24 protein-coding genes are annotated in these 24,871 nt (G+C 69.8%); 11 read left to right on the forward strand and 13 right to left on the reverse strand.

Going from position 1 to position 24,871, the window contains the following annotated elements:
- The 5 genes from OG395_RS21445 to OG395_RS21465 form a co-directional block, all read right to left on the reverse strand.
- On the reverse strand, window positions 1–972 hold the full coding sequence (locus tag OG395_RS21445; RefSeq protein ID WP_327244408.1) for a DUF1648 domain-containing protein: 972 nt from the start codon (window positions 970–972) through the stop codon (window positions 1–3).
- 128 nt (window positions 973–1,100) lie between these two features.
- The gene (locus OG395_RS21450; protein WP_327244409.1) at window positions 1,101–1,769 is read right to left on the reverse strand and encodes a DUF6304 family protein; all 669 of its coding nucleotides are present in this window, start codon (window positions 1,767–1,769) and stop codon (window positions 1,101–1,103) included.
- 66 nt (window positions 1,770–1,835) lie between these two features.
- Entirely contained in the window at window positions 1,836–2,432 is a 597-nt protein-coding gene (locus OG395_RS21455) for a GNAT family N-acetyltransferase (protein WP_266981649.1), read from the reverse strand.
- A gap of 123 nt (window positions 2,433–2,555) precedes the next feature.
- Window positions 2,556–3,599, reverse strand: a complete 1,044-nt coding sequence (locus OG395_RS21460; RefSeq protein WP_266981651.1) for a family 2 encapsulin nanocompartment cargo protein polyprenyl transferase — start codon at window positions 3,597–3,599, stop codon at window positions 2,556–2,558.
- A 264-nt stretch (window positions 3,600–3,863) separates the two neighbouring features.
- Window positions 3,864–5,270: a family 2B encapsulin nanocompartment shell protein gene (locus tag OG395_RS21465; RefSeq protein WP_327244410.1), complete on the reverse strand. Its 1,407-nt coding sequence runs from the start codon at window positions 5,268–5,270 to the stop codon at window positions 3,864–3,866.
- Window positions 5,271–5,447: 177 nt separating this feature from the next.
- On the opposite strand from OG395_RS21465, the gene OG395_RS21470 reads away from it, so the two are divergent.
- The 4 genes from OG395_RS21470 to OG395_RS21485 all read left to right on the forward strand — a co-directional run bounded on the left by OG395_RS21470 (window position 5,448) and on the right by OG395_RS21485 (window position 8,870).
- Window positions 5,448–5,894 carry an RrF2 family transcriptional regulator gene (locus OG395_RS21470; protein WP_327244411.1) on the forward strand — a complete coding sequence of 149 codons (447 nt, stop codon included), beginning with the start codon at window positions 5,448–5,450 and terminating at the stop codon, window positions 5,892–5,894.
- A gap of 83 nt (window positions 5,895–5,977) precedes the next feature.
- Window positions 5,978–7,174: a globin domain-containing protein gene (locus OG395_RS21475; protein WP_327244412.1), complete on the forward strand. Its 1,197-nt coding sequence runs from the start codon at window positions 5,978–5,980 to the stop codon at window positions 7,172–7,174.
- Window positions 7,175–7,312: 138 nt separating this feature from the next.
- Entirely contained in the window at window positions 7,313–7,903 is a 591-nt protein-coding gene (locus OG395_RS21480; protein ID WP_327244413.1) for an N-acetylmuramoyl-L-alanine amidase, read from the forward strand.
- A gap of 49 nt (window positions 7,904–7,952) precedes the next feature.
- A complete protein-coding gene (locus OG395_RS21485; RefSeq protein WP_327244414.1) occupies window positions 7,953–8,870 on the forward strand; it encodes a 1-aminocyclopropane-1-carboxylate deaminase/D-cysteine desulfhydrase in 918 nt (305 codons plus the stop codon).
- Here OG395_RS21485 and OG395_RS21490 read toward each other — a convergent pair.
- Window positions 8,837–10,447, reverse strand: coding sequence for a Na+/H+ antiporter (locus OG395_RS21490; protein ID WP_327244415.1), 1,611 nt, complete (start codon window positions 10,445–10,447; stop codon window positions 8,837–8,839). The two genes, OG395_RS21485 and OG395_RS21490, sit on opposite strands and share 34 nt — an antisense overlap.
- 35 nt (window positions 10,448–10,482) lie before the next feature.
- On the opposite strand from OG395_RS21490, the gene OG395_RS21495 reads away from it, so the two are divergent.
- The 3 genes from OG395_RS21495 (at window position 10,483) to OG395_RS21505 (ending at window position 12,338) form a co-directional block, all read left to right on the forward strand.
- Window positions 10,483–10,743, forward strand: a complete 261-nt coding sequence (locus OG395_RS21495) for a UBP-type zinc finger domain-containing protein (RefSeq protein ID WP_327244416.1) — start codon at window positions 10,483–10,485, stop codon at window positions 10,741–10,743.
- Window positions 10,744–10,974: 231 nt separating this feature from the next.
- Window positions 10,975–11,388 carry an anti-sigma regulatory factor gene (locus OG395_RS21500; protein WP_030915678.1) on the forward strand — a complete coding sequence of 138 codons (414 nt, stop codon included), beginning with the start codon at window positions 10,975–10,977 and terminating at the stop codon, window positions 11,386–11,388.
- Between the two features lie 23 nt (window positions 11,389–11,411).
- On the forward strand, window positions 11,412–12,338 hold the full coding sequence (locus OG395_RS21505; RefSeq protein ID WP_327244417.1) for an RNA polymerase sigma factor SigF: 927 nt from the start codon (window positions 11,412–11,414) through the stop codon (window positions 12,336–12,338).
- Window positions 12,339–12,419: 81 nt separating this feature from the next.
- Here the strand turns inward: OG395_RS21505 and OG395_RS21510 are convergent, their stop codons facing one another.
- Window positions 12,420–12,797, reverse strand: coding sequence for a hypothetical protein (locus OG395_RS21510; RefSeq protein ID WP_327249407.1), 378 nt, complete (start codon window positions 12,795–12,797; stop codon window positions 12,420–12,422).
- A gap of 225 nt (window positions 12,798–13,022) precedes the next feature.
- On the opposite strand from OG395_RS21510, the gene OG395_RS21515 reads away from it, so the two are divergent.
- Window positions 13,023–13,991 carry a diacylglycerol/lipid kinase family protein gene (locus tag OG395_RS21515; protein ID WP_327244418.1) on the forward strand — a complete coding sequence of 323 codons (969 nt, stop codon included), beginning with the start codon at window positions 13,023–13,025 and terminating at the stop codon, window positions 13,989–13,991.
- Between the two features lie 321 nt (window positions 13,992–14,312).
- The gene (locus OG395_RS21520; RefSeq protein WP_003953983.1) at window positions 14,313–14,570 is read left to right on the forward strand and encodes a WhiB family transcriptional regulator; all 258 of its coding nucleotides are present in this window, start codon (window positions 14,313–14,315) and stop codon (window positions 14,568–14,570) included.
- A 200-nt stretch (window positions 14,571–14,770) separates the two neighbouring features.
- Here the strand turns inward: OG395_RS21520 and OG395_RS21525 are convergent, their stop codons facing one another.
- Both OG395_RS21525 and OG395_RS21530 read right to left on the reverse strand, forming a co-directional pair.
- Window positions 14,771–16,237 carry a PAS domain-containing sensor histidine kinase gene (locus OG395_RS21525; RefSeq protein WP_327249408.1) on the reverse strand — a complete coding sequence of 489 codons (1,467 nt, stop codon included), beginning with the start codon at window positions 16,235–16,237 and terminating at the stop codon, window positions 14,771–14,773.
- A 354-nt stretch (window positions 16,238–16,591) separates the two neighbouring features.
- Complete coding sequence (locus tag OG395_RS21530) at window positions 16,592–17,662, reverse strand: SIS domain-containing protein (protein WP_327244419.1); 1,071 nt, start codon at window positions 17,660–17,662, stop codon at window positions 16,592–16,594.
- A 207-nt stretch (window positions 17,663–17,869) separates the two neighbouring features.
- Here OG395_RS21530 and nagB point away from each other — a divergent pair, with 207 nt between their 5' ends.
- Window positions 17,870–18,655, forward strand: a complete 786-nt coding sequence (gene nagB, locus OG395_RS21535; RefSeq protein WP_327244420.1) for a glucosamine-6-phosphate deaminase — start codon at window positions 17,870–17,872, stop codon at window positions 18,653–18,655.
- Between the two features lie 367 nt (window positions 18,656–19,022).
- On the opposite strand, the gene OG395_RS21540 is transcribed toward nagB, so the two are convergent.
- The 4 genes from OG395_RS21540 to OG395_RS21555 form a co-directional block, all read right to left on the reverse strand.
- On the reverse strand, window positions 19,023–20,564 hold the full coding sequence (locus tag OG395_RS21540) for a glycoside hydrolase family 3 protein (protein WP_327244421.1): 1,542 nt from the start codon (window positions 20,562–20,564) through the stop codon (window positions 19,023–19,025).
- Between the two features lie 9 nt (window positions 20,565–20,573).
- Window positions 20,574–21,404: a carbohydrate ABC transporter permease gene (locus OG395_RS21545; RefSeq protein ID WP_327244422.1), complete on the reverse strand. Its 831-nt coding sequence runs from the start codon at window positions 21,402–21,404 to the stop codon at window positions 20,574–20,576.
- Entirely contained in the window at window positions 21,401–22,387 is a 987-nt protein-coding gene (locus tag OG395_RS21550; RefSeq protein WP_327244423.1) for a carbohydrate ABC transporter permease, read from the reverse strand. The genes OG395_RS21545 and OG395_RS21550 overlap by 4 nt, the downstream gene beginning before the upstream one ends.
- Window positions 22,388–22,471: 84 nt before the next feature.
- Window positions 22,472–23,755 (reverse strand): extracellular solute-binding protein, encoded by a 1,284-nt coding sequence (locus tag OG395_RS21555; RefSeq protein ID WP_327244424.1) that lies wholly within the window; start codon window positions 23,753–23,755, stop codon window positions 22,472–22,474.
- Window positions 23,756–24,060: 305 nt separating this feature from the next.
- Between OG395_RS21555 and OG395_RS21560 the strand changes: the two genes are divergently transcribed.
- Window positions 24,061–24,825: a GntR family transcriptional regulator gene (locus OG395_RS21560; protein WP_327249409.1), complete on the forward strand. Its 765-nt coding sequence runs from the start codon at window positions 24,061–24,063 to the stop codon at window positions 24,823–24,825.
- The last annotated feature ends 46 nt before the right edge of the window (window positions 24,826–24,871 follow it).

A 24,871-nucleotide genomic window follows, 5' to 3' on the forward strand; every position in this document is an offset into this window, starting at 1 on the left:
TCAGTGCCCCGCCCGGCGCCGGTCGACCAGGGTGTTGAGGAGCGCGGCACCGGTCGCGGAGTCGTCGACGGTTACCGCGAATTCCCGCCCGTCCACCAGCTTCGCCACGATCCCCTCGCCCGAGCGGATCATGACCCCGGTCCGTCCGGGCCGGATGCGGTAGCCCCAGCCGCCGTACTCCGCAAGGGCGTTGATGTCCCGGCTGGTCGCCGCCTCGATCCGGTCGAGCGGCACCCGGATGCGCGGCCAGGGCAGCATCCCGGAGACGGTGATGCCCCGCCGGTCCACGCTCACATACGGCCGGGCGAAGCTTGCCGGCACCATGCCGACGATCAGCAGCAGAACAGCGGCGGACCAGTTGCCGAGGAAGAAGAGGACGACTCCGAGGACGAGGAGTCCGAGCGCGACGAGCGGCAGCCACCAACTGTCGGCGCTGCGCGCCCATCCGGCGACCTCCCCGTCGGCGAGCACAATGCGTTCTCCGTCCATGACCTCCGCGGAGCGGTCCGGCTGCTGCGGTACGGGGCCCAGTGCGGCCAGCACGAATCCGAGACCGGCGGCGAGCACGCCGGCGCCGAGGGCGGCGGCCAACTGCCACATCGGGAACGACACACCCGGCGCGCCTTCCCCGGCGTCCAAGTTCACGATCAGCACGGCGGCCATCAGATAGCCGAAGAATCCGGCGAAGGCGTATCCCCCGGCGACCAGCAGGCGGTAGGCCCGGCCGGAGAAGTTCTCCTTCACCATCGTGGTGGCCCACAAGGCGCCGGTCACCACGAACAGGACGACGGTGACGAGGACGTACGACGTCCGGCCCACATGGCCGTTCGCCTGCCCGCCGGCCTCGAAGTGGCTGGCCAACTGTCCGGGCAGCCGGTCACGGAACGCGGCCAAGAGGGCCAGGTCGACGATGAGCGCGAGCAGGAACGGCAGGGCGACAAGGGTCGCGCGGCCGACATTCTTCCGATTCATTAAAACCTCCTTGTTCGCATGCTAGTAGAACAATGAGGCCCCAGTAAAGCGCTGTGCCCCGCACCGGGAAGGTTCATCCGGTACGGGGCACAGCGCGTCACCCGACATGTCGTCGGGCGAGAGAGAGGTCAGGCGTGTTCGAGGGGGAACGCGCCTCGGTGTCCGGTGCCCGCTCCCTCCGCCGGGCGCGCCTCGAACTCACGGCAGCTCCAGATCTCCTGGACGAATCCGGTCCGCCGGTCCCACAGACCGATGACGTCGTCCTCGCCCGCCGCCCCCCGGTACGCGTCCTTCGCACCCCGGAAGCAGGCGAGGCCACCGGACAGTCCACGGCCGGGCGCCGGGAAGTAGTCCGAGAACGCGCAGGCGATGCAGGTCTGCAGACGGACTCCGGGTGGCAGGATGCGCTGGATCGTGGCGAGCGCGGTGGCGAAGTCGCACTCGGCCCGGCGCGAACCGTAGACCGCGCCGCCGAAGTGCAGCTCCAGATGGAGATCGGCGTCGGGGCGGCGCAGCGACAGCAGGCAGCTGAGGGTGGCCTGATGAACCGTGCCGTCCGAGATCACCGGCAGCGGCAGGTCCCACTCCAGCACGCAGTCGGTGAGCGCGCCGTCCGCCAGGGCGAACATGCCGCTCTCCGGCGGCATGCCGGAGACCGGTCCGAGGTCGTCGAAGCTCTCGCCCTCGAAATCGACGCCCCGGATCCGGATGCGGAGTTGCTGTCCGTCGGTGGTGAGGATGATGGCGTCGGAACCCTGGCGGTCCCGGTACCAGCCTGCCCATGACTCGTCTGTCATGGGCAGGGACTGTAGCCCGTGCCCGCCGGCGTCCCTCTGCCGCCCTCCGCTTGCGTGCGCGCGGGCTCAGCCCGCCTGCGGTTCGCGCCACATGGGCCACATCGCCGGGCCGTCCGGAAGATCCACGGTCGTGCCCATGAAGGTGAACCCGAGCCGCTCGTAGAGCCGGCGGCTGCGCGCGCTGCTCGCCTCCAGATAGGCGGGAACGCCATCGCGGTCGCAGCGCTCCAGCACCTCGGCCATCAGGGCCGCCCCGATCCCCTCCCCCTGGCGTTCCGGGGACACCCCGATCAAAAGCAGGTACTCATGGGCCCGGTCGTGCGGATGGATCGCACCCGTCAGCTTCCCGACCAGCTCGGTCCGCTCGTTGTCGGGGTCCGCGGTCGCCCGCATCAGCGCAGGGGTGGGGTCCTCCTCCGTGGGTTCACCGGCGGGCACCGGCAGCCACAACGCCACGGCCGTTCCGTCCTCCAGCACATCGATACGGCCTTCGGCGAGCGTGACATCGACGAAGACGCCGAGGAACTTTCCGTGAACGGCCCGGCGGTGCGTCTCGTCCGGGAAGACCCAGCTGCTGACCGGGTCGTCGTGGAACGCCTCGTCGAGGAGGCGCACGACCTGCTCCCGGTCCGCCTCGTCCGCCTGCCGTATCCGTACGCCCATGCCCGGCTCCCACCCTCACTCGCCCACGAACTCGCGCGCCCTCAACCTAGGTACAGGATCTTAGAGTTGAAGCCGTACGGATCCGGCGGGAGCCCGGCCGGTCCCCGCTCCCCCTCTCTCCGGTCAGTGCGTCCGGCGGGTGACGAACTCCGCCAGGGCCAGCAGGTCGCCCGCCGCGGTCAGGTCGGGCACCGCCCGGGACAGATGGTGGACGGCGCGGGCCATCCGGTCCCCCGCGCAGGCCTGTGCCCAGTCCCGGCCGCCGGCCCGGTCGACGGCATCGGCGGCGCGGCTCACCTCGTCGGGCGTGTTCATGGAGCCCCGGTAGAGCCCGGCGAGTTCGGCCGCGGCCGGGGTGTGGGAGGTCAGTGCGGCGACCACCGGCAGGGACTTCTTGTGGGCGGCGAGATCCGCCCCGACCGGCTTCCCGGTCTGCATCGGGTCCCCCCAGATGCCGATCAGGTCGTCGATGAGCTGGAAGGCGAGGCCCGCCTCCCGGCCGAAGCCGTCCATCGCACCGACCGCCCGCTCCTCCACCCCCGCGTACAGCGCGCCGAGCGCACAGGCGCAGCCAAGCAGGGCGCCGGTCTTGGCTGTGGCCATGGCAAGGCACTCGTCCAGCGAGACCTCGTCGGGGCCGCGCTCCTCGAAGGAGCAGTCCGCCTGCTGCCCCGCACACAGCTCGATGACGCAGCCGGCGAGCCGGGCCGAGGCGCGCGCCGAGGCCGGACGGGTGTCCTCGGCGAGCAGCCGGTGGGCGAGGGAGAGCATGGCGTCGCCCGCGATGACGGCGGCCGGGACACCGAAGACCGTCCAGGCCGTGGGACGGTGCCTGCGGGTCCGGTCCTCGTCGATGACATCGTCGTGCAGGAGGCTGAAGTTGTGGACCAGCTCCACGGCCACGGCTGCCCGCACCGCCCGCTCGGGGTCGCCGCCCACCGCCCTGGTCGCGGCGAGGACGAGCGCGGGCCTGATCGCCTTGCCGGCCTGCCCGCCGGCCGCGGAGCCGTCGGCGTGCTCCCAGCCGAAGTGGTACATCGCCACGCGCCGGATGGATCCGGGCAACGATTCGACTGCGGACCGCAGTTGTGGGTCCACGAGGTTCCGCGCGCATTCCAGGAGCGCCGCGGCCTCGTTGCCCTCGGTGGCGGCGTCCGTACTGATCATGGTCACAGGCTCCCCCTGGGGCACCCCCTGACCGGGGTACGCCGGCTCGGGGCACCCCGGTCAGGCGCACCCCCGGACCGGGGGCATGGATGGTTTCGGTGAGCACCCGGGTCCGGAGCGACCCGGACCCGGGGCAGGGATGGACTCGGTGCGTGGGTGGTTTCCACGGGGCATCGCGGCGGGGCACCCCGGTCGGCCGCGCCCCGGGCCGGGGCCGTCACAGGCCAGGGCCGGATCCTGACGGTCCGGCCGGGCCCCTGACCGTCAGCGCCAGCGGCTGACCTCGACGTTCTCCAGGACTCCCAGGGCGTCCGGCACCAGGACGGCCGCCGAGTAGTACGCCGTCACGAGGTACGAGATGATCGCCTGCTCGTCGATGCCCATGAACCGGACCGAGAGGCTCGGCTCGATCTCGTCCGGGATGCCGGTCTGCTGCAGTCCGATGACCCCCTGCTCGGCCTCGCCCGTTCGCATGCAGATGATCGACGTGGTGCGGGCGTCGGTGACCGGGATCTTGTTGGACGGGAAGATGGGCACCCCGCGCCAGGCGGGCACATGGTGTCCGCCGATCTCCACACTCTCCGGCACCAGTCCGCGCTTGCTGCACTCGCGGCCGAAGGCGGCGATGGCCCGCGGGTGCGCGAGGAAGAGCTTCGAGCCGCGGCGGCGCGAGAGCAGTTCGTCCATGTCGTCGGGGCTGGGCACCCCGTCGTGCGGCTGGAGGCGCTGCCCGTAGTCGCAGTTGTTGAGCAGCCCGAACTCTCGGTTGTTGATCAGCTCGTGCTCCTGGCGCTCGCGGAGCGCCTCGACCGTGAGCCGCAACTGCTGCTCGGTCTGGTTCATCGGCTGGTTGTAGAGGTCGGCGACCCGGCTGTGGACCTTCAGGACGGTCTGGGCGACGCTCAACTCGTACTCACGAGGGGCCGATTCGTAGTCCACGAACGTGTGCGGGACGACGGCCTCGCCGACATGGCCCGCGGAGAGGTCGATCTCCGCCTCGCCGTACTTGTTGGTGCGCTGGTGGGGGATGTTGAGCAGCCCGGCGAGATGCGTGCGGAGCGAGTCCGCCCGCTCGGCGAGGTTGAGCACGTCCGCCCGCCTCAGCGTGAGTACCGTGCACGCCGTGACGGCACGTGCGGTGTACTCCCAGACGGCGTCGCCCTCGATCAGCGCGTGGTCGCCGAAGTACGCCCCGTCGGCATGCACCCCGAGCACGGTCTCGTCGCCGTACGGACCGGTGCCGACCTTCTCGACCTTGCCGTGCGCCAGCAGGAAGACCCGGTCCGCCGACTCCCCGGACGCGGCGATCACCTGTCCCGCGGCGATCTCGCGCTGTTCGCACCGGCGGGCGAGCTCCGCGAGCACCTCCTCGTCGGCGAAGTCCCGCAGGGCGGGCAGCTCGCCGAGTTCCGCGGGGATCACCGTGACCCGGTCGCCGGTCTGCACGAAGGTCACCCGGCCGTCTCCGACCGAGTAGCTCAGCCGGCGGTTCACCCGGTACGTGCCGCCCTGCACCTGCACCCAGGGGAGCATGCGCAGCAGCCACCGCGAGGTGATCTCCTGCATCTGCGGAGCGGACTTGGTGGTCGTCGCGAGGTTCCGCGCCGCCGCCGTGCCCAGACTCTGCTGCGGCGGTACCTGCGCGTTCTGAACCTCTTCACCAACGGACATCTGACGTCCTCTCGATCATCGGCTGACCTGCGTGAAAAGCCTTTCAGCACGGGGACACGGCACGCCATTACACAAAAGAGTGTGACTAGTCGCGCTTTGGGCTGGGCACGACGCTCGGCGACGTCCCTGGGGCCGGATAACTTGCATCCTCGATGCAAGTTATCTAACGTGGCGGTCATGCGGCTGACGAGATTCACCGACGTGGCGCTGCGCGTACTGATGCGCCTCGCCGTCGTGGAGAACGAGGATCCGCCGACCACCCGGGAGGTGGCGGCGACCATGCAGGTGCCGTACACCCACACCGCGAAGGTGGTCGCCCGGCTCCAGCACCTCGGCCTGATCGAGGCGCGCCGCGGCCGCGGCGGCGGGCTCACCCTCACCGGAGCCGGCCGGTCCGCCTCGATCGGCGGACTCGTCCGCGAGCTCGAAGGGCCCGGCGATGTCGTCGAGTGCGAGGGCAGCACCCCCTGCCCGCTGCGCTCGGCCTGCCGGCTGCGCGGCGCCCTGCGCCTGGCGGAGGAGGCCTTCTACGCCTCGCTCGACCCGATCACCGTCACCGAACTCGTCGCTTCCCCCACCGGCCCCCTGCTGATCGGCATCAGCAGCAGCCGTCCCGCCGACTGAATCCCCCGCCGGGTACACCCCGGCCTCACCTCTGCCCAAAAATAAGAATCTCAGATACCAATTCACCTTGAGGAGTCCGCCCGATGCTCTCCGAGTCGTCGACCGCCACCGTCCGTGCCACCCTCCCCGCCGTCGGCGCAGCCATCGGGGACATCGCCGATCTCTTCTACCGGAAACTCTTCGACGCCCACCCCGAGCTGCTGCGCGACCTCTTCAACCGCGGCAACCAGGCCTCCGGCGCCCAGCGCCAGGCCCTCGCCGGGTCCATCGCCGCGTTCGCGACCCAGCTGGTCGAGCACCCGGACATCCGTCCCGACGTGATGCTCAGCCGCATCGCCCACAAGCACGCCTCGCTCGGCGTGACCGCCGCACAGTACGAGGTGGTGCACACCCATCTCTTCGCCGCCATCGCCGAGGTGCTCGGTGACGCGGTCACACCGGAGGTCGCGGCCGCCTGGGACGAGGTCTACTGGCTGATGGCCAACGCCCTGATCGCCATCGAGGACCGGCTCTACGCCCAGCGGGGCCTCGTCGCCGGTGACGTCTGGCGCGAGTGGGAGGTGGTTGCGAGGATCGAGGAGAACGACGACGTCGCCACCTTCCAGCTTCGCCCGGCCGACGACGCGCCCGCCCCCGACTTCCGGCCCGGCCAGTACGTCTCCGTGCAGGTGGAACTGCCCGACGGGGCCCGGCAGATTCGGCAGTACAGCCTTTCCGGCGGCCCCGGCTCCCGGCTGCACTCGATCACCGTCAAGCGGGTGCACGGCGACGGATCGCCCGACGGCGAGGTTTCGACGCACCTGCACGCCGCCACCCGGGCCGGTGACCGCCTGCGTGTCTCCGCCCCGTACGGCGATCTGGTCATCGACGCCGTCGACGCCCCGCTGCTGCTCGCCTCCGCGGGCATCGGCTGCACCCCGATGCTGTCGATGCTGGAGCACCTCGCGGCGACCGGCCACCGGGCCCCGGTCACCGTCGTGCACGGCGACCGCTCCCCCGCCGACCACGCCCTGCGCACCGACCATGCACAGCTCACCGCCAAGCTCCCGGACGGCGCAGCACACTTCTGGTACGAGAGCCCGGAGCCCGGCCACCCGGCCGACCGCACCGGCCTGGTCGACCTGGGCAGCATCCCGGTCCGGCCCGGCACGCACGCGTACCTCTGCGGTCCGCTGCCCTTCATGCGGGCCGTGCGCACCCAGCTGCTGGCCAAGGGTGTCCCGGCGGCCGACATCCACTACGAGGTGTTCGGCCCCGACCTGTGGCTCGCCCAGGGCTGAACCGCCGCGGGTGCTCGCGGGATTGACCGGATCGGCTCGCACACCGCCCGAACGCAGGGCCCGGGAATGGCCCGGAGCCCTGCGCTCCGGTACAAGCGCTGTAAGGACTCGCTCCCCCATGCGCCCAAGGAGTCGGCCATGTCCTCACCCATGTCCGCGAGCACCTTCCTCGAAGCCCTGATGAACGAAGGGCTCACCGTCCTCCGGGTCGGCGATTGGCGTACGCACAACCGCAACCACAAGGGCCCCTGGGGGCCCGTCAACGGCGTGATGATCCATCACACCGCCACCAGGGGCACCGAGGCCACCGTCCGCATCTGCCGTGACGGCTACCCGGAGCTTCCCGGACCGCTCTGCCACGGCGTGATCGCCAAGGACGGCCGGATCCATCTGGTCGGCTACGGCCGCACCAACCACGCCGGATTCGGTGACGACGACGTCCTGCGCGCCGTCGTCGCCGAGAAGCGCCTGCCGGCCGACAACGAGGCCAACACCGACGGGAACAGGCACTTCTACGGCTTCGAGTGCGAGAACCTCGGCGACGGCCAGGACCCGTGGCCCGATGTCCAGCTGGACGCCGTCGAGAAGGCCGCCGCCGCCATCTGCCGCCACCACGGCTGGACCTCCCGGTCCGTCATCGGACACAGGGAGTGGCAGCCCGGCAAGGTCGATCCGCGCGGCTTCACGATGGACTCCATGCGCGCCCGGATCCGCGACCGGCTGAAGTAGCCCGCACGCCCCGCCCGAGGTCACCGGGCCGCCGGGCGACAATGGGCGCATGCCCTCCGATCCGCCCGCCCTCTCCCGGCTGCATCCGGTGCTCCCGTCACCCCTGCAACCGGCCGAGGACGAGCGCTTCGCCCGGCACGGCGTGCGGCTGCTGCTCAAACGCGACGATCTGATCCACCCCGATCTGCCGGGCAACAAGTGGCGCAAACTCTCCCCCAACCTGGCGGCCGCCGCCGGACGCACCGTGCTGACCTTCGGCGGTGCGTACTCCAACCATCTGCGCGCCACCGCCGCCGCCGGCCGGCTGCTCGGCTTCCCGACCGTCGGCGTCGTGCGCGGCGACGAACTGGCCGGCCGCCCGCTCAACCCGTCGCTGGCACAGTGCGCGGCGGACGGCATGCGTCTGTGCTTCGTGGACCGCGCCACGTACCGCGCGAAGGCCGATCCAGCGGTCCTGGCGGGGCTGCTGAGCGACTGCGGGGAGTGCGTCGTCGTCCCGGAGGGCGGCAGCAACGCCCTGGCCGCACAGGGCTGCACAGCGCTGGGGCGGGAGCTGCACGGCCTGGCCGACGTGGTCGCGGTGGCCTGTGGCACCGGTGGCACCCTCGCCGGTCTCGCCGCGGGCCTCGCACCCGGTCAGCGGGCACTCGGCATCCCGGTGCTGCGCGGCGGCTTCCTGGGGGACGCGGTACGGGAGCTGCAGCGGGAGGCGTTCGGCGGCCCGGCCGGGGCGTGGTCGCTGGACGAGCGCTTCGCCTTCGGCGGCTACGCCCGGACGACACCGGAGCTGCACGCCTTCGCCGACGACTTCGAGGACCGGCACGGGCTGCCTGTCGAGCGGCTCTATGTCGCCAAATTGCTCTATGGACTGACGACACTCGCCGAGGAGGGCGCGTTCGCTCCGGGCACCACGGTCGCCGCTGTCGTCACGGGTCAGCGCTGGGGGGTACCGGACTCCTCCCGGTAGGCTGCCGCCTCCTCCAGGTCCAGCCGCCGCAGCAGGTTCCGCAGCATCTCGTCGTCGATCCGGCGCTCGTCCCGCAGCCGGACGAAGACGGTGCGCTCGGCCTCGATCATTTCGCCGGCCAGCCTCCGGTAGGTGTCGTCCGCCGACTCCCCGGTCAGCGGATTGGAGGCGCCGAGCCTCTCCCACACGGCGTTGCGGCGGCGCTCCAGGACGGCGCGGAGCCGGTCGGTGAGCGGTCCGGGCAGGCAGTTGCGCGGATCCTGGAGGAGCTCTACCAGGCGCGCCTCGGCGGCCGTGGACGCCTCGCTCTGGGCCTGTGCCTCGGCCAGGGTCTCGGCCTGCGCGTCGCGCCCGGGGAGCTTCAGGACGCGCACCAGGAGAGGCAGGGTGAGCCCCTGGATGACCAGCGTGCCGATGACCGTCGTGAAGGTCAGGAAGAGCACCAGGTTGCGTGCGGGGAAGGCTTCCCCGGAGGTCATCACCAGCGGGATGGAGAAGGCAATGGCGAGCGAGACGACGCCGCGCATCCCGGCCCAGCCGACGATCAGGGGCGCGGTCCAGTTGGTCTCGGGCTCGCGCTCCCTGATCCGTCTCGACAGCCACCGCGGCAGATACGTGGCCGGGTACACCCAGATGAAGCGGACCACGACGACGGCGAGGAAGACGGCAACCGCGTACCAGAGAGCCTCCGTGACGGCATAGGTGCCGAGCCCCTTGAGCACGAAGGGCAGCTGCAGTCCGATCAGCGCGAAGACCGCCGACTCCAGGATGAACGCGACCATCTTCCACACGGCCGCCTCCTGGAGCCGGGTCGCGAAGTCGACCTGCCAGGAGCGGTGCCCCAGATAGAGCGCCACGACGACCACGGCGAGCACTCCGGAGGCGTGCACGCGTTCCGCCGCCGCGTACGCCACGAAGGGGATCAGCAGCGACAGGGTGTTCTGCAGCAGGGCTTCCTTGAGGTGCGTACGGAGCCAGTGCAGCGGCACCATCAGCACCAGGCCGACCCCGACACCGCCGACCGCCGCGACGAGGAACTCGCCGATCCCGGCGCCCCAGCTGACGCCCTCGCCGACGGCAGCGGCCAGCACCACCTTGTAGGCGGTGATCGCCGTCGCATCGTTCACCAGGGACTCGCCCTGCAGGATCGTCGTGACCCGGCTGGGCAGCCCGACCCGGCGGGCGATGGCGGCCGCCGTGACGGCGTCCGGCGGCGCGATGACGGCGCCCAGCACCAGCGCGGCGGTCAGCGGCAGGTCGGGCACGAGCCAGTACGCCAGCCAGCCGACCGCGAAGGTCGCGAAGAGGACGTAGCCGACGGAGAGCAGGGCGATCGGCCGGGCATTGGCCCGCAGATCGAGGTACGAGCTGTCGACCGCAGCCGTGTAGAGCAGTGGCGGCAGCAGCAGCGGCAGCACGATGTGCGCGTCCAGGGTGTAGGTCGGCACCCCGGGCAGATAGGAGGCGAGCAGCCCCGCGGCGACCAGCAGCAGCGGGGCCGGTACCGGGGTGCGCCTCGCCGCGCCCGCGATCGCGGCACTGGCCGCGACCAGTGCCACCAGCGGCAATACATCCATCTCACGGCCCTCGCATCCGTCGTAACCTGACAATCATGAGTGAGTGCCTGCACGTTCCCGAACTGCCCCGCCCCGAGCCTGTCCCGCTCAGCGAGACATGTCCCGAATGTCTTGCCGCGGGCACCCACCCCGTGCAACTGCGGCTCTGCCTGGCCTGCGGCCATGTCGGCTGCTGCGACTCGTCGCCCCTGCAGCACGCGACGGGACACTTCAAGGAGACCGGCCACCCGATCATGCGGAGCTTCGAGGCGGGAGAGAGCTGGCGCTGGTGCTTCGAGGACGGTTCGATCGTGTGATGGCTGGGTACGTCAAACCGGCGCCGGTTCTTCGCAATTGACTGCCGCAGACCTCTAGCCACTGTGTGTACTCATGGGTTTACCATGAGTGACAGTCATGGGATGAGGTCCCGGCGACACGGCATCATGGATCGCGATAGCGTCGCCGGACCAAGAACCGAAGACGTACCGCATGGCTCCGGGGCGCCCTCCCGGAACCTCGAATGAGTTTGTGCCACCTTGGAGGTGAGGGTGTCCCAGATCGCAGGCGAGCCCGGGAATCAGGACTTCGTGGAAGTCCGGCTGCCCGCTGCGGGTGCCTACCTGTCGGTGTTGCGTACGGCCACGGCCGGTCTCGCAGCGCGCTTGGACTTCACTCTCGACGAGATCGAGGATCTTCGTATCGCGGTCGACGAGGCCTGCGCGATCCTGCTTCAGCAGGCCGTGCCGGGCTCCGTCCTCAGCTGCGTGTTCCGACTCGTCGACGATTCCCTTGAGGTGACGGTGGCCGCCCCGACAACGGACGGCCGGGCCCCGGAGCGCGACACCTTCGCCTGGACAGTGCTCTCCGCGCTGGCCGGCAAGGTCGACTCCACGGTCGCCGATGACCGTACGGTCAGCATCAGCCTGTACAAACAGCGCGGCGCGGGACCCGGGCCGGCGTGAGCAACGGGAACGGGGACGGTCCTGTGCGAGACGAGACGATCCGACCAGGGGTGGTGCGAGCAGCAGGCATCCCGGAGCAGCAGGCCATGCCCCATCCGGTGGACGAGGCGGACGGGCCGGTGGTCCGTACGGTCGCGGTGGAGCAGTCGCAGGCGAAGCGGGCAGGCCAGATGAGCGAGCACGGGCACCACGATCCACACGACCGCAGCGGGGCGCGGGCGCTCTTCTACGAGCTGCGGGAACTCCCCGACGGCTCGCCGGAGAAGGCCGAGCTGCGCAACCGGCTCGTGCGGATGCATCTCCCGCTCGTGGAACATCTGGCCCGCCGGTTCCGCAACCGCGGCGAGCCGCTGGACGATCTGACCCAGGTCGCCACCATCGGCCTGATCAAGTCGGTGGACCGGTTCGACCCGGACCGGGGCGTCGAGTTCTCGACGTACGCCACGCCGACCGTCGTCGGCGAGATCAAGCGCCACTTCCGCGACAAGGGCTGGGCGGTCCGGGTGCCGCGCCGGCTGCAGGAGCTGCGCCTCTCGCTCACCACGGCCACCGCCGAGCTCTCCCAGCAGCACGGCCGGTCGCCCACGGTGCACGAGCTGGCGGAGCGGCTGGGCATCTCCGAGGAAGAGGTCCTGGAGGGCCTGGAATCGGCCAATGCGTACAGCACGCTGTCGCTCGACGTGCCGGACACGGACGACGAGTCCCCGGCGGTGGCGGACACGCTGGGCTCGGAGGACGAGGCGCTGGAGGGCGTCGAATACCGGGAGTCACTGAAGCCGCTGCTGGAGGACCTGCCACCCCGGGAGAAGCGCATCCTGCTGCTCCGGTTCTTCGGCAACATGACCCAGTCGCAGATCGCACAGGAGGTCGGCATCTCGCAGATGCACGTCTCGCGTCTGCTGGCACGCACGCTGGCGCAGCTGCGCGAGCGGCTGCTCGTCGAGGAGTAGCCGGACGGGCTGCGGGCGCTGTGGTTCAGCGGCCGTACGGTGCGCTTCCGCGTCCGGCTGCGGACGTGCTGCGCCGCCAGGTCACGCGTCCGGCGTCGCGCCCGGTCCGCGGATGCCGAGCGCTTCCCGGGTCGCCGGCCTGGCCAGCTGGAAAAGCGCCGTCAGCGAAACCGCGGCGAGGACGATCCCGGCCGGGATCAGAGCGCCGTGCGACCGCAGCAGCGTCCAGGCCACCGGCAGCGCGATGATCTGTGTGATGAGCGCCGGGCCGCGGCTCCAGCTGCGCCGCCGCACCAGTCCGCGGGACGCGATCAGCGGGATCAGGCCCAGGGCGATCAGAGTGAGCCCGCCCATCTCCGCCTGCTGCGGGCTCTCGGGCCGACCGAGCAGCCCCATGACCAGCATGTAGATCCCGCCGAGGGCGAGCGCCGCCCCTTCGAGGACATTGAGCCCGGCCACGAGAGTGATCCTGGCCGGCTTCGTCGGCTCGGCCATGGGCGACGAGGACGGCATGTTCTGCTGAGTACTCACCCTTGCAGGTTGACATCCCGGCCCGCTGAAAGCGAAGCCGGGGTCCTGGCCGGGGTGCCGCGCCCGAGCCCCTTGCAGCCGTGCCGTCACCGAACGTGAAGGGCGGGGGGCGGGACTTCAGACGGGTACCGCGCGGTAGGTAGTCTGGCGGCCATGCGCGCACTCCTCGTGGTCAATCCAGCTGCTACCACCACCAGTGCGCGTACCCGTGACGTGCTCATCCACGCGCTCGCCAGCGAGATGAAGCTCGAGGCGGTGACCACGGAGTACCGGGGGCATGCCCGGGACCTGGGACGGCGGGCCGCGGACTCGGACGACATCGATCTCGTCGTCGCCCTCGGCGGCGACGGCACGGTCAACGAGGTCGTGAACGGTCTGCTGCACCGCGGTCCCGACATCGGCAACCTGCCGAGCCTGGCCGTGGTCCCCGGTGGCTCCACCAATGTCTTCGCGCGCGCACTCGGCCTGCCGAACGACGCGGTGGAGGCGACCGGAGCCATCCTGGACGCGCTCGCCAACCGGACCGAACGCACGGTCGGCCTGGGGCTTGCGGCCGGCACGCCGGGCACCGAGGACGAGTCGGTCCCCGAACGCTGGTTCACGTTCTGTGCCGGTCTCGGGTTCGACGCGGGCGTGGTCGGTCGCGTCGAACAGAAACGCGAACGCGGGAAGCGGTCCACACATGCGCTGTACGTGCGCCAGGTGGTCCGGCAGTTCCTGGAGGAGCCGCACCGGCGGCACGGGGTGATCACGCTGGACGTCCCCGGCCAGGACCCGGTCACCGATCTCGCGCTCTCCATAATTTCGAACACCGCCCCCTGGACCTACCTGGGGAACCGCCCGATGTACGCGTCCCCGAAGGCGTCGTTCGACACAGCCCTGGACGTCCTCGGCCTGAAGCGCCTCTCCACTCCGGCGGTCGCCCGGTACGGCACCCAGCTGCTCACCTCGAGCCCCGAGAAGGGCCCGCACGGCAAGCACGCGGTTTCACTCCACGACCTCACGGACTTCACCTTGCATTCAAAGGTCCCGCTGCCCTTCCAGATGGACGGTGACCACCTGGGCCTGCGCACGAGTGTGACGTTCACAGGCGTACGCCGTGCACTGCGTGTGATTGTGTGAGCGGAAGGAGCAAAAGTCCTTTAACTCGAACGTTTGGACTGGCTTCCACCCCATGGAAGTACGGCTGTGACCTAGCCGACACCGAGGAATCAAAAAAAAGTTTCCAGAAGGGGTTGTATCCGCCGCCGAGGTTTGCGAATCTCTACATGGCGATCGGGACGGCCCGCAACAACGGCCTCCACTGAGAGCCAGAACCCCTCCTCACTTGCACAGGACCACAACCAGTTCATCTGGGCGTCGGCCCATCACTTGTGGGGGGATTCGTGAAAGCGTTCACATTCACAAGCAACGTGTATGTAATACCAAGGAGAGGTAGCAGCCATGGACTGGCGTCACAACGCCGTTTGTCGTGAGGAAGACCCCGAGCTGTTCTTCCCCATCGGCAACACCGGTCCTGCGCTGCTGCAGATCGAGGAAGCCAAGGCCGTCTGCCGTCGCTGCCCCGTCATGGAGCAGTGCCTGCAGTGGGCGCTCGAGTCCGGCCAGGACTCCGGCGTCTGGGGTGGCCTCAGCGAGGACGAGCGCCGCGCAATGAAGCGCCGTGCCGCTCGCAACCGGGCGCGTAACGCCAGCGCCTGATTCGACGCCACCGCTACGAGCCTCAGTCAGGCGGCGCGTACAGAGCGTACGCACGAACCCGCCCCCCGAGTCGCAGCGCGCAGTACCCCAAAAGCGCACGCATGAAGCAGTGGGCCCGGACCGTGATCAACGGTCCGGGCCCACTGCTTTGCGCATTCCCGTTCGCGCCGTCCGTCGGGTGCGCCCCGGCGGCGGCCCGGTCACTTCTCCGCGCGGACCGGAATGTCGAGGACCACCTGGGTGCCGCGCCCGGGGGCCGGGACCATGCCGAACGATCCGCTCAACTCGCCCTCCACCAGCGTCCGTACGATCTGCAGCCCCAGGTTGCCGGCCCGCTGCGGGTCGAACCCCTCGGGCAGCCCGCACCCGTCGTCCTGGACGGTGATCAGCAATCGCGCCTCGGCCGACGAGCCGCCGCGCACCGCCGAGACCTCGACCGTGCCGCTCTGGCCGACGGTGAACGCGTGCTCCAGGGCGTTCTGAAGCACCTCGGTGAGCACCATGGCAAGCGGAGTGGCCACTTCCGCATCGAGGATGCCGAAGCGCCCCGTACGCCGGCAGGTGACCCGGCCCGGGGAGATCTCGGCGACCATCGCGATGACCCGGTCGGCGATCTCGTCGAACTCGACTCGCTCGTCCAGATTCTGGGACAGCGTCTCATGGACGATGGCGATCGAACCGACGCGCCGTACCGCCTCGTTGAGGGCTTCGCGGCCCTGCGCGGACCCCATCCGGCGGGCCTGCAGACGCAACAGGGCAGCCACCGTCTGAAGGTTGTTCTTCACCCGGTGGTGGATCTCCCGGATGGTCGCGTCCTTCGTGATCAACTCGCGCTCGCGGCGACGCAGTTCGGTGACGTCACGGAGGAGGACCAGGGAGCCGATCCTGACCCCCTTGGGCTTGAGCGGGATCGCCCGGAGCTGGATCACACCGCCCGCGCATTCGACCTCGAACTCCCGGGGCGCATAACCGCTCGCCAGTTTGACCAGGGCCTCGTCCACCGGGCCGCGGGAGGGGGCGAGTTCGGCGGTGGTCCTGCCGAGGTGGTGTCCGACGAGGTCGGAGGCGAGACCGAGGCGGTGGTATGCGGAGAGGCCGTTGGGGCTGGCGTACTGAACGACACCGTCGGCGTCGAGCCTGATCAGTCCGTCACCGACACGCGGCGATGCATCCATGTCGACCTGCTGGCCCGGGAACGGGAAGGACCCCGCGGCGATCATCTGGGCCAGGTCGGAGGCCGACTGCAGATAGGTGAGCTCCAGCCGGGACGGGGTACGGACGGTCAGGAGATTCGTGTTGCGGGCGATGACGCCCAGAACCCGGCCCTCCCTGCGCACGGGGATCGACTCGACCCGTACCGGCACCTCCTCGCGCCACTCCGGGTCGCCCTCGCGGACGATCCGGCCCTCGTCCAGCGCCGCGTCCAGCAGCGGGCGGCGGCCGCGCGGCACCAGATGGCCGACCATGTCGTCCTGGTACGAGGTGGGTCCCGTGTTGGGCCGCATCTGGGCGACGGACACATAGCGGGTCCCGTCGCGGGTGGGCACCCACAGGACGAGGTCGGCGAAGGACAGGTCGGAGAGCAGCTGCCACTCCGAGACCAGTAGATGCAGCCACTCGAGGTCGGTGTCGCCGAGGGCTGTGTGCTGGCGGACGAGGTCGTTCATGGAGGGCACGTGTGCGAGCGTACCTGTGGATACGCACCGGTTCCGAACCGAACGGCCTGCCCGTACGTGCAAGGGGACAGTGGCCGCAAATTGGCGTGCTCCGATGGATGGACAGACGAGAATGGTCTAGTCCACAATGCTCAAGACAGAGCTTCCGCTCTCCCCGCACAGGAGAGTGGATCGAGGTACCCGCGCTCTCTGCCCTGACTGCGCCGGTACCTCCCCCGGCCGGGGGCACCGCACACCGCCGGCCGAGCAACTCCGGGCTGCGGTGCCGGACGGGCTGAGGGTCCCGCCCCGGCGCCGCGGCCCGCGGGTGTCTCTGCGGACCTCTCCCACCGGAGACCGGCGCGGTCAGCGGGTCTCGGTGACCTTGGCCAGGGCACGGGGCGCGTCCGGGTCCTGGCCGCGGGCGATCGTCACCTCGTACGCCAGCATCTGCAGCGGCAGGATCTCCAGGATCGGCTGGACCTCCTCGGCGACCCCGGCCGTCGGCAGTACGAATCCCCCGGACGCCGCCTCCACCTGGGCCTTGGGGCCGACCACGAAGAGGTCCGCGCCGCGGCCGCGCAGCCGGTCCAGGACCGGCTGGAGGGCCTCGCCGCCCCGGCCGTCCGTGACGACGGCGATCACCGGGGAGATGTTGTCGACCATGGCGAGCGGGCCGTGCAGCAGATCCGCGCCCGAGTAGGAGAGAGCGGGGATGTAGCTCGTCTCCATCAGCTTCAGAGCGGCTTCCTTGGCCGTCGGGTAGCCGTAGCCGCGCGAGGTGATGACCATGCGCTCGGCGAAACGGTAGCGCGCGGCCAAGGCCTTGACCTCGTCCTTGCGGGCCAGGATCGCCTCCGCCAGTTCCGGCAGGCTCGCGGCGGCGCCGCCGTCACCGCCGCGCAGGCCCTCGACGAAGAGATAGAGGGACAGCAGGGAGGCGGTGTAGGTCTTCGTGGCCGGGAGAGCCTTCTCCGGACCCGCCAGGATGTCGATGTGGTACTCGGAGACGGCGGCGAGCGGCGAGTCCGGGTTGTTGGTGACGGCCAGGGTGAGGGCACCGGCCTCGCGGGCCGCTCCGGTGGACGCCACCAGGTCGGGCGAGCCGCCGGACTGGCTGACCGTGATGACGAGGACGTCGCGCAGGTCCGGCTTCGCACCGTACGCGGTGGTGGTCGACATCGAGGCCAGACCGCAGGGCAGCCCGAGCCGGATCTCCAGCAGGTACTTCGCGTAGAGCGCGGCGTTGTCCGACGTGCCGCGGGCGGTGAGGAGGACGAAGCGCGGCTTCTTCGCCGCGATCTCGGTGGCCACCGCGCGGATCAGGGGGGCGCCCCGGTCGAGGATGCGGCGCAGCACCCCGGGCTGCTCGGCCATCTCGCCGGACATGATCCGGCCCGGCTGCTCCTCCTGACCGGCCGAAAACGTGGCGGACATGTCGGGCGCCTCCCAGGGGTGTCTCGGTGCGTCCGGAGCGCCGTTCGACCAAGTCGACCACGGGGTGCGGGAGCGCCGCCAGCGGGCTGCGGCCGGACAGCGCACGAAGGGAAGCCGGACGTCACCTGCGGGTTGCCAGGCTCTGCTAGATTAGCCTTAGATTGGTCTATACCACATGTCGCGACTCTTCAGATCGGCAGGCCCCGCGTGGAAGTTGTCATCGTCCCGGACGCCAAGGCAGGCGGCGAACTCATCGCGGGAGCCATCGGCGCCCTGCTGAGCCGCAAGCCCGACGCCCTTCTCGGCGTTGCCACCGGCTCGACCCCGCTGCCCATCTACCAGGCGCTGGCGGCCAAGGTGCGCTCCGGCGAGGTGGACGCCTCGCGTGCGCGCATCTGCCAGCTCGACGAGTACGTGGGACTGCCGGCCGGCCACCCCGAGTCGTACCGTTCGGTGGTGCTGCGCGAGGTCGTCGAGCCGCTCGGACTGTCAGAGGAGTCCTTCATGGGCCCGGACGGCTCCGCCGAGGACGTCCAGGCCGCCTGCGAGGCGTACGACCAGGCGCTTGCCACGGCGGGCGGAGTGGACCTGCAGCTGCTCGGGATCGGCACGGACGGGCACATCGGGTTCAACGAGCCGTGCTCCTCGCTGGCGTCCCGTACCCGGATCAAGACGCTGACCCAGCAGACCCGCGTCGACAACGCGCGCTTCTTCGACAACGACATCAGCCAGGTGCCGCACCACGTCATCACGCAGGGCATCGGCACGATCCTGGAGTCCCGCCACCCGATCCTGCTGGCGACGGGCGAGGGCAAGGCCGAGGCGGTGGCGCTGACGGTCGAGGGGCCGGTGGCGTCGTTCGTACCGGCGTCGGCCCTGCAGCTGCATCCGCATGCGACGGTGGTCGTGGACGAGGCCGCGGCGTCGAAGCTGAAGCTGGCGGACTACTTCCGGGCCACGTATGCGGCGAAGCCGCGGTGGCAGGGGATCTAGCGCCGCGACCGGCCATGTCTGCCCCATGAGGAGCGTCGTCCGGTGCGTGCGATCGCAAGGCGGCCGGACATCCTCGGATGGGGTCCCCCTGCTCGAACGGAGTGGAGAGCAGGGGGAATGAGCCGCCTGGGCTTTTGGCCGACGCGGCGAGCGGGCGGTGCGACGGGGCAAAGCTTGCCGGACAGGGCCTGATGGCTCGAAAGGGCCGGGACACCGCATGGGGTGTCCCGGCCCTTTCGTGTGCCGGTTGCGCGACCGGCGGGCGCGTCTTCCTCGATCGCCGGACCGAGGTCGGAACCGGTCCTGGGCAGTGAGCAGGAGTGAGTCCCGGCTCAACCCCCCTGGCGGCGTGCGGACCGTTCCCGTGTCAGGCTCCGGACGGGCCGGATGATCCCGTGATGGCCTCTGCTGCTGCCTGGCCGCAGACTCGGGCTGCGCCGTGGGTGGCTACGTACAGCGCGCCTCTCGGGGACTCCTGGGGAACGCCCATTTCGACGACCACGGTGTCGGGGCGCTCGGCGATCAGGGCGTCCATGGCGTCCGTCATCCACGGGTGACGGTGGGCGTCGCGGACGACCGCGACGATGCGGCGGTCCCCCGCGGCGTCCAGGACCGCTGTCACGGGGGCCTCGGTCTCGCTGTTGTAGGTGTCGGTGCCGGTGCCCGGCAGGATCCGGGCCAGTTCGGCCGCGATGCCCCACGGGGTCTCGTCGCCGACCGCAATGTTCGCGACCGGAGTGAACGCGGCGACGTACGCCGGTTCGGTCAGTGGTCCGGCCGTGCCGGACACCTGCACCGCACGACGGGCGGCCACCAGGCCGATGTCGGAAGCGATACCGGTGCCGGGCGCGGTCCCCTCCTGCGTTGCCGCGCCCGGCTCCGGGACAACCCCCCTCGCCCGCCGCGTCCAGGACGCGAGGGCACGTACCCGCGCCGCCGCGTCGGCCAGCCGCTCCTCGGGCAGTTCGCCGGTCCGTACCGCCGCGACCAGCGCGTCGCGCAGCCGCAGCACGGTGTCCTCGTCGTCCAGCCCGCCGCCGACACAGATCGCGTCGGCGCCCGCGGCGATCGCGAGGACGGAACCGCGCTCAATCCCGTACGTCGAGGAAATGGCCCGCATCTCCATGCCGTCGGTGACGATCAGCCCGTCGTAACCCAGTTCCTCGCGCAGCAGGCCGGTGAGGATCTGCGGGCTCAGCGTCGCCGGGCGGTCGGGGTCGAGCGCGGGAAGCAGAATGTGCGCGCTCATCACCGATTTGGAACCTGCCGCGATCGCCGCCCGGAAAGGCACCAGCTCACGGGCGTGCAGGGTGTCGAGGTCCACATCGATGCGGGGCAGCGCGTGGTGCGAGTCGACCGCGGTGTCGCCGTGCCCCGGGAAGTGCTTGGTGCAGGCGGCGACCCCGGCGGCCTGGAGTCCCTCGACGTACGCGGCGGTGTGACGGGCGACGAGGTGCGGGTCGGCTCCGAAGGACCGTACGCCGATGACCGGGTTGCCCGGGTTCGAGTTGACGTCGGCGGACGGCGCCCAGTTGAGGTTGACGCCGCACTCGGCGAGCCGGCGGCCGAGCTCCTGGGCGACCGCACGGGTCAGCCCCAGGTCGTCGACGGCGCCGAGTGCGAGGTTGCCTGGGAAGGACGAGCCGTGACGCACCTCGAGCCGGGTGACGTCACCGCCCTCCTCGTCGATCGCGACGAGTACGTCGTCCCGCTCGGCCCGGAGCTGGGCGGTGAGCGCGGAGAGCTGCTCCGGCGTCTCGATGTTGCGGCCGAACAGACCGACGGAGGAGAGTCCCTCGCCGACTCGGCGCAGCAGCCAGTCCGGCGCGGTGGTGCCGGCGAACCCCGGCTGCAGGACGGCCAGGGCGTCGCGCGTGACGGTGTCCGTGGTGGAGGTGAGCGTGGTCATGACGCGGCGTTATCCCTTCACGGCGCCGTCGGTAAGACCGCTGACGGCCTTGCGCTGCAAGTAGATGAAGAGGATCAGGATCGGGATCGCGAAGAGCGAGGAGGCAGCCATGGTCGCCCCCCAGTCGTCACCGAACGCGGTCTGGAACTGCGAGAGCCAGAGCGGCAGGGTCTGGGACTCGATGTCCTTGTTGAGGATGAGGACGAGCGGGAACTCGTTCCAGGCGGTGATGAATCCGAAGAGCGAGGTCGCCATCAGACCGGGGCCGAGCAGCGGCAGGATCACCTTCCTGAACGCCTGCGGGCGGGTGCAGCCGTCGACCATGGCGGACTCCTCCAGTTCCTTGGGCACCGCGGCGACGTAGCCGCGCAGCGTCAGGACGGTGAAGGGCAGGACCATCATCATGTAGAAGACCGTCAGCGGGACCAGGCTGTTCAGCATGTCCGCATCGCGGACCAGCATGTAGATCGCGATGACCATGACTTCCCACGGCGCCATCTGCGCGATCATGAACGTCAGCAGGATGCCGCGGCGGCCCTTGAAGCGCATGCGCGCCATCGCGAAGGACGCCAGCAGCGCGATCACCAGCGAGGCGGCCACGGAGAGGATCGTCACCGTGAACGAGTTGCCGACCAGGGTCCAGAAGTGGTCGGCCGCGATGGCCTTCTTGAAGTGCCCGAGGGTGATGTCGGTGGGGATCCACACCGGGGTGTCGGTGATGATGTCGCCGGTCGGCTTGAACGCCGTGCTGAACATCCAGTAGACGGGGAAGGCGAAGCCTATGAAGAGGACGACAGCCGTCAGGTTGGGCCAGATCCGGCCGAACAGTGAGCGCCTCATAGCTCGTCCTCCTCTTGCTTGAGTACGGTGCGCAGGTAGTAACCGGTCATCGCCAGCAGAACGATGATCGTCAGGAACGAGATGGCCGCACCCATGCCGAAGTGCTGGTTGCCGACGCCTTCGACGAACGCGTAGACGGGCAGGGTCTCCGTGAGCCGGTCCGGGCCGCCGCCGTTGATCGCGAAGAGCTGGGCGAAGGACTTGAAGACCCAGATGACTTCGAGGAACGTCGTGGCCAGCAGGAACGGCTTGAGGAACGGGAGCGTCACCGAGGTGAAGCTCTTCCAGGAGCCGGCGCCGTCGAGCGAGGCGGCCTCGTACAGCTCCTTGGGGATCGTCGTCGACGCGGCGTACAGGTTGATCGCCACGAACGGGATGGACTGCCAGACGATCACCAGGGTGACCAGCGAGAAGGTGGAGAACTGACTGCTCGTCCAGTTGAAGTCGGCCATCGAGTGCCAGCCGAGGCTGTCGAGGACGTAGTTGACGACACCGAACCGCTGGGCGAACAGCCACTGGTAGACCGTGGTCGCCGCGATCATCGGCATGGCCCAGGCGAGCACCAGGCCCAGCATGAGCAGCAGTCGCATCTTCTTGCCCAGCCGCGCGAGCAGCAGGCCGACCAGCATCCCGAGCAGCATGATCAGGACGACGTTGGCGGCGGTGAAGAGGACCGACCGCTCGACGACCCTCCAGAAGTCCGAGCTGCCGAGGATTTCCTTGTAGTTGTCGACGCCGTTCCACTCGGTCAGGTGGAGGATCAACTGGCGCGGGTTGAGGTTCTGGAACGACAGCATGCCGTTCTTGACCAGCGGGTAGCCCAGGAGCACCGCTGTGGCGAGCAGTGCGGGCAGGAGGAGGAGGTAGGGGGCGGATCCACCGGCCCGCTCCGTGCTCGATGCGGCGGGGCCGCCGGGAGGGGCGTCATCCTTGTGGACGCCGGCTGCCGGGACCGAGTCCACTTGTTCGGTCTGCGCTGACATGCTCGCCATCTCTTCTTGGGCCGTACGGTCGAGTCACGCGGGAGCGCCGGGGGGCGGCAGATGCCCGCCCCCCGGCGCGTGCGGTCAGCTCTTCTGCGAGAGACGCTTGTTGATCTCCGCCTCGACCGCCTTGGCGGCGTCGGCCGGGGACTTACCGTTCAGAACCGCGGTCATGTAGCTCTTGATCGGGTTCGGCGCGTTCTCGACAGCGGCCCACTCGGGGATGAGCGGGGTGGTGCCACCACCGGTGGCGGCCGGGGCCGCGGCCTCGGCGGCACCGTTGCCCGTCAGGTTGGAGTTGAGCGACTCCTTGTTCGGGATGACGCCGTTCTCCTTGGCCAGCTGGCCCTCGAACTGGTCGGACAGGGCGAGCTTCAGGAACTCCTTGGCGAGGTCCTGCTTCTTGCTGCCCGCGGCTACCGCGAAGTTGGAGCCACCGAGGAAGACTCCCTCGGGCTTGTCGGCGGTCTCACCCGGGATGGTGAAGTAGCCGATGTCGCCCTCGATCTTCTTGTTGGCCGCGATGGCCGTGCCGGCCTCCCAGCCCATGCCGATGAAGGCACCGACCTTGCCCTTGGCGAAGACCTCGGCCTGCTGCGGGGTGGCCTCGTCCTTGTCCTTGGGGGCCTTGGAGTAGGACTGGTACTTCTTGTAGAGCTCCATGGCCGCGGCGACCTTGGGGTCGGAGAGGTTGGAGACGTACTTGTCGCCTTCCTTCTTCACGAGGTCCGCGCCCTGGCCGATGGTCAGGCCGTCGAAGAAGTACCAGTTCTGGCCGGGCATGTAGATCGGCTCGGCCTGGCCCTTCTTCTTGATGGCGTCGAGGTCCTTGAAGAACTCGTCGCGCGTCTTCGGGGTGTCCGTGATGCCGGCGTCGGCCCAGACCTTCTTGTTGTAGATGACGACGCGGTTGGCGAAGTACCACGGGGCGGCGTACTGCTTGCCGTCGAAGACCGAGGACTTGTTGAGCGCGTCGACCCAGTCGCCGCCGATCTCCTGCTTGAGGTCGCTCAGGTCGGCGAGGCCCCCGGTGGCCGCGTAGGCCGGGGTCTGGGTGTTGCCGACCTCGATGACGTCCGGCGGGGTCGACTCGGAGAGAGCCGTCGTGATCTTCTGCTGAATGCCGTCCCACTTCTGGGTCTGGAACTTCAGCGTGGCGCCGGTCTTCTTCTTGAAGGCGGCGGTGAGGTCCTTGGTCCAGCCGGGAGGCGTGGAGCCGTCCATGGCCCAGACGGTCAGCGTCTGGCCCTTGTAGCTGTCGGGCACGGTCTTCTTGCTGCTGCTGTCGGTCTTGTCGTCCGAGCCACAGGCAGTGGCACCGGCCAAGAGAGCCACCACACCGATGGCCGCGATGAGTCCGCGCTTCACGACACCCTCCTCAGGGATGCAAGAGAATTCCCCCCACCACCCGAGATCGCCGTCCGCCGCACAATTGCATACGACGGGTACTGCCCGTGGGGCTGGGACCTGGTCTTTAATGGTTTAGACCAGTACCCGGAGCTTGGCCTAGACCTTTAGGGGTGTCAAGGGTGTATAAGAAGTGCACTCGCGTCCGTTATAGGACCGACACCTGAGGGAGGGCGACGAGCCGTGACCGGACCGTGCCACCATGTGAGCCGCGACAGACGGAGGAGCAGGTGACGGCAGCAACGCAGCAGTCGGGAAGGCGGGCCATGAGTGCCGAGGGCGGCAGTACGGAGAACGAGACGGGCGCGGGCACGCGCACCGCGCGGGTCCCGAAGTACTACCGGCTGAAGCGCCACCTCCTCGACATGACGGACACCATGCCGCCAGGCACCCCGGTGCCACCGGAGCGGACCCTGGCCGCAGAGTTCGACACCTCGCGCACGACCGTGCGCCAGGCGCTCCAGGAGCTGGTCGTCGAGGGCCGACTGGAGCGCATCCAGGGCAAGGGCACGTTCGTGGCCAAGCCGAAGGTCTCCCAGGCCCTGCAGCTCACCTCGTACACCGAGGACATGCGCGCCCAGGGCCTGGAACCGACATCTCAACTACTCGACATCGGATATGTCACGGCCGACGACACCCTCGCCGGGCTCCTCGACATCACCACCGGCGGCCGGGTGCTGCGGATCGAGCGGCTCCGCCTGGCCAGCGGTGAACCGATGGCCATCGAGACCACGCACCTCTCGGCCAAACGCTTTCCCGCATTGCGTCGTTCACTGGTGAAGTACACCTCGCTCTACACGGCGCTGGCCGAGGTGTACGACGTACGGCTCGCCGAGGCCGAGGAGACGATCGAGACCTCGCTCGCCACCCCGCGCGAAGCCGGTCTGCTCGGTACGGACGTGGGCCTGCCGATGCTCATGCTGTCCCGTCACTCCCTGGACGGACAGGGCGAACCGGTCGAGTGGGTGCGGTCGGTGTACCGCGGCGACCGTTACAAGTTCGTGGCGCGGCTGAAGCGGCCGACCGACTGAGGCCGCGGACCGGCTCCTGATCGGACAACTGTCCGGCCCCGGACAG

The organism is Streptomyces sp. NBC_01320 (assembly GCF_035974375.1).
Taxonomy (GTDB): domain Bacteria; phylum Actinomycetota; class Actinomycetes; order Streptomycetales; family Streptomycetaceae; genus Streptomyces; species Streptomyces yanii.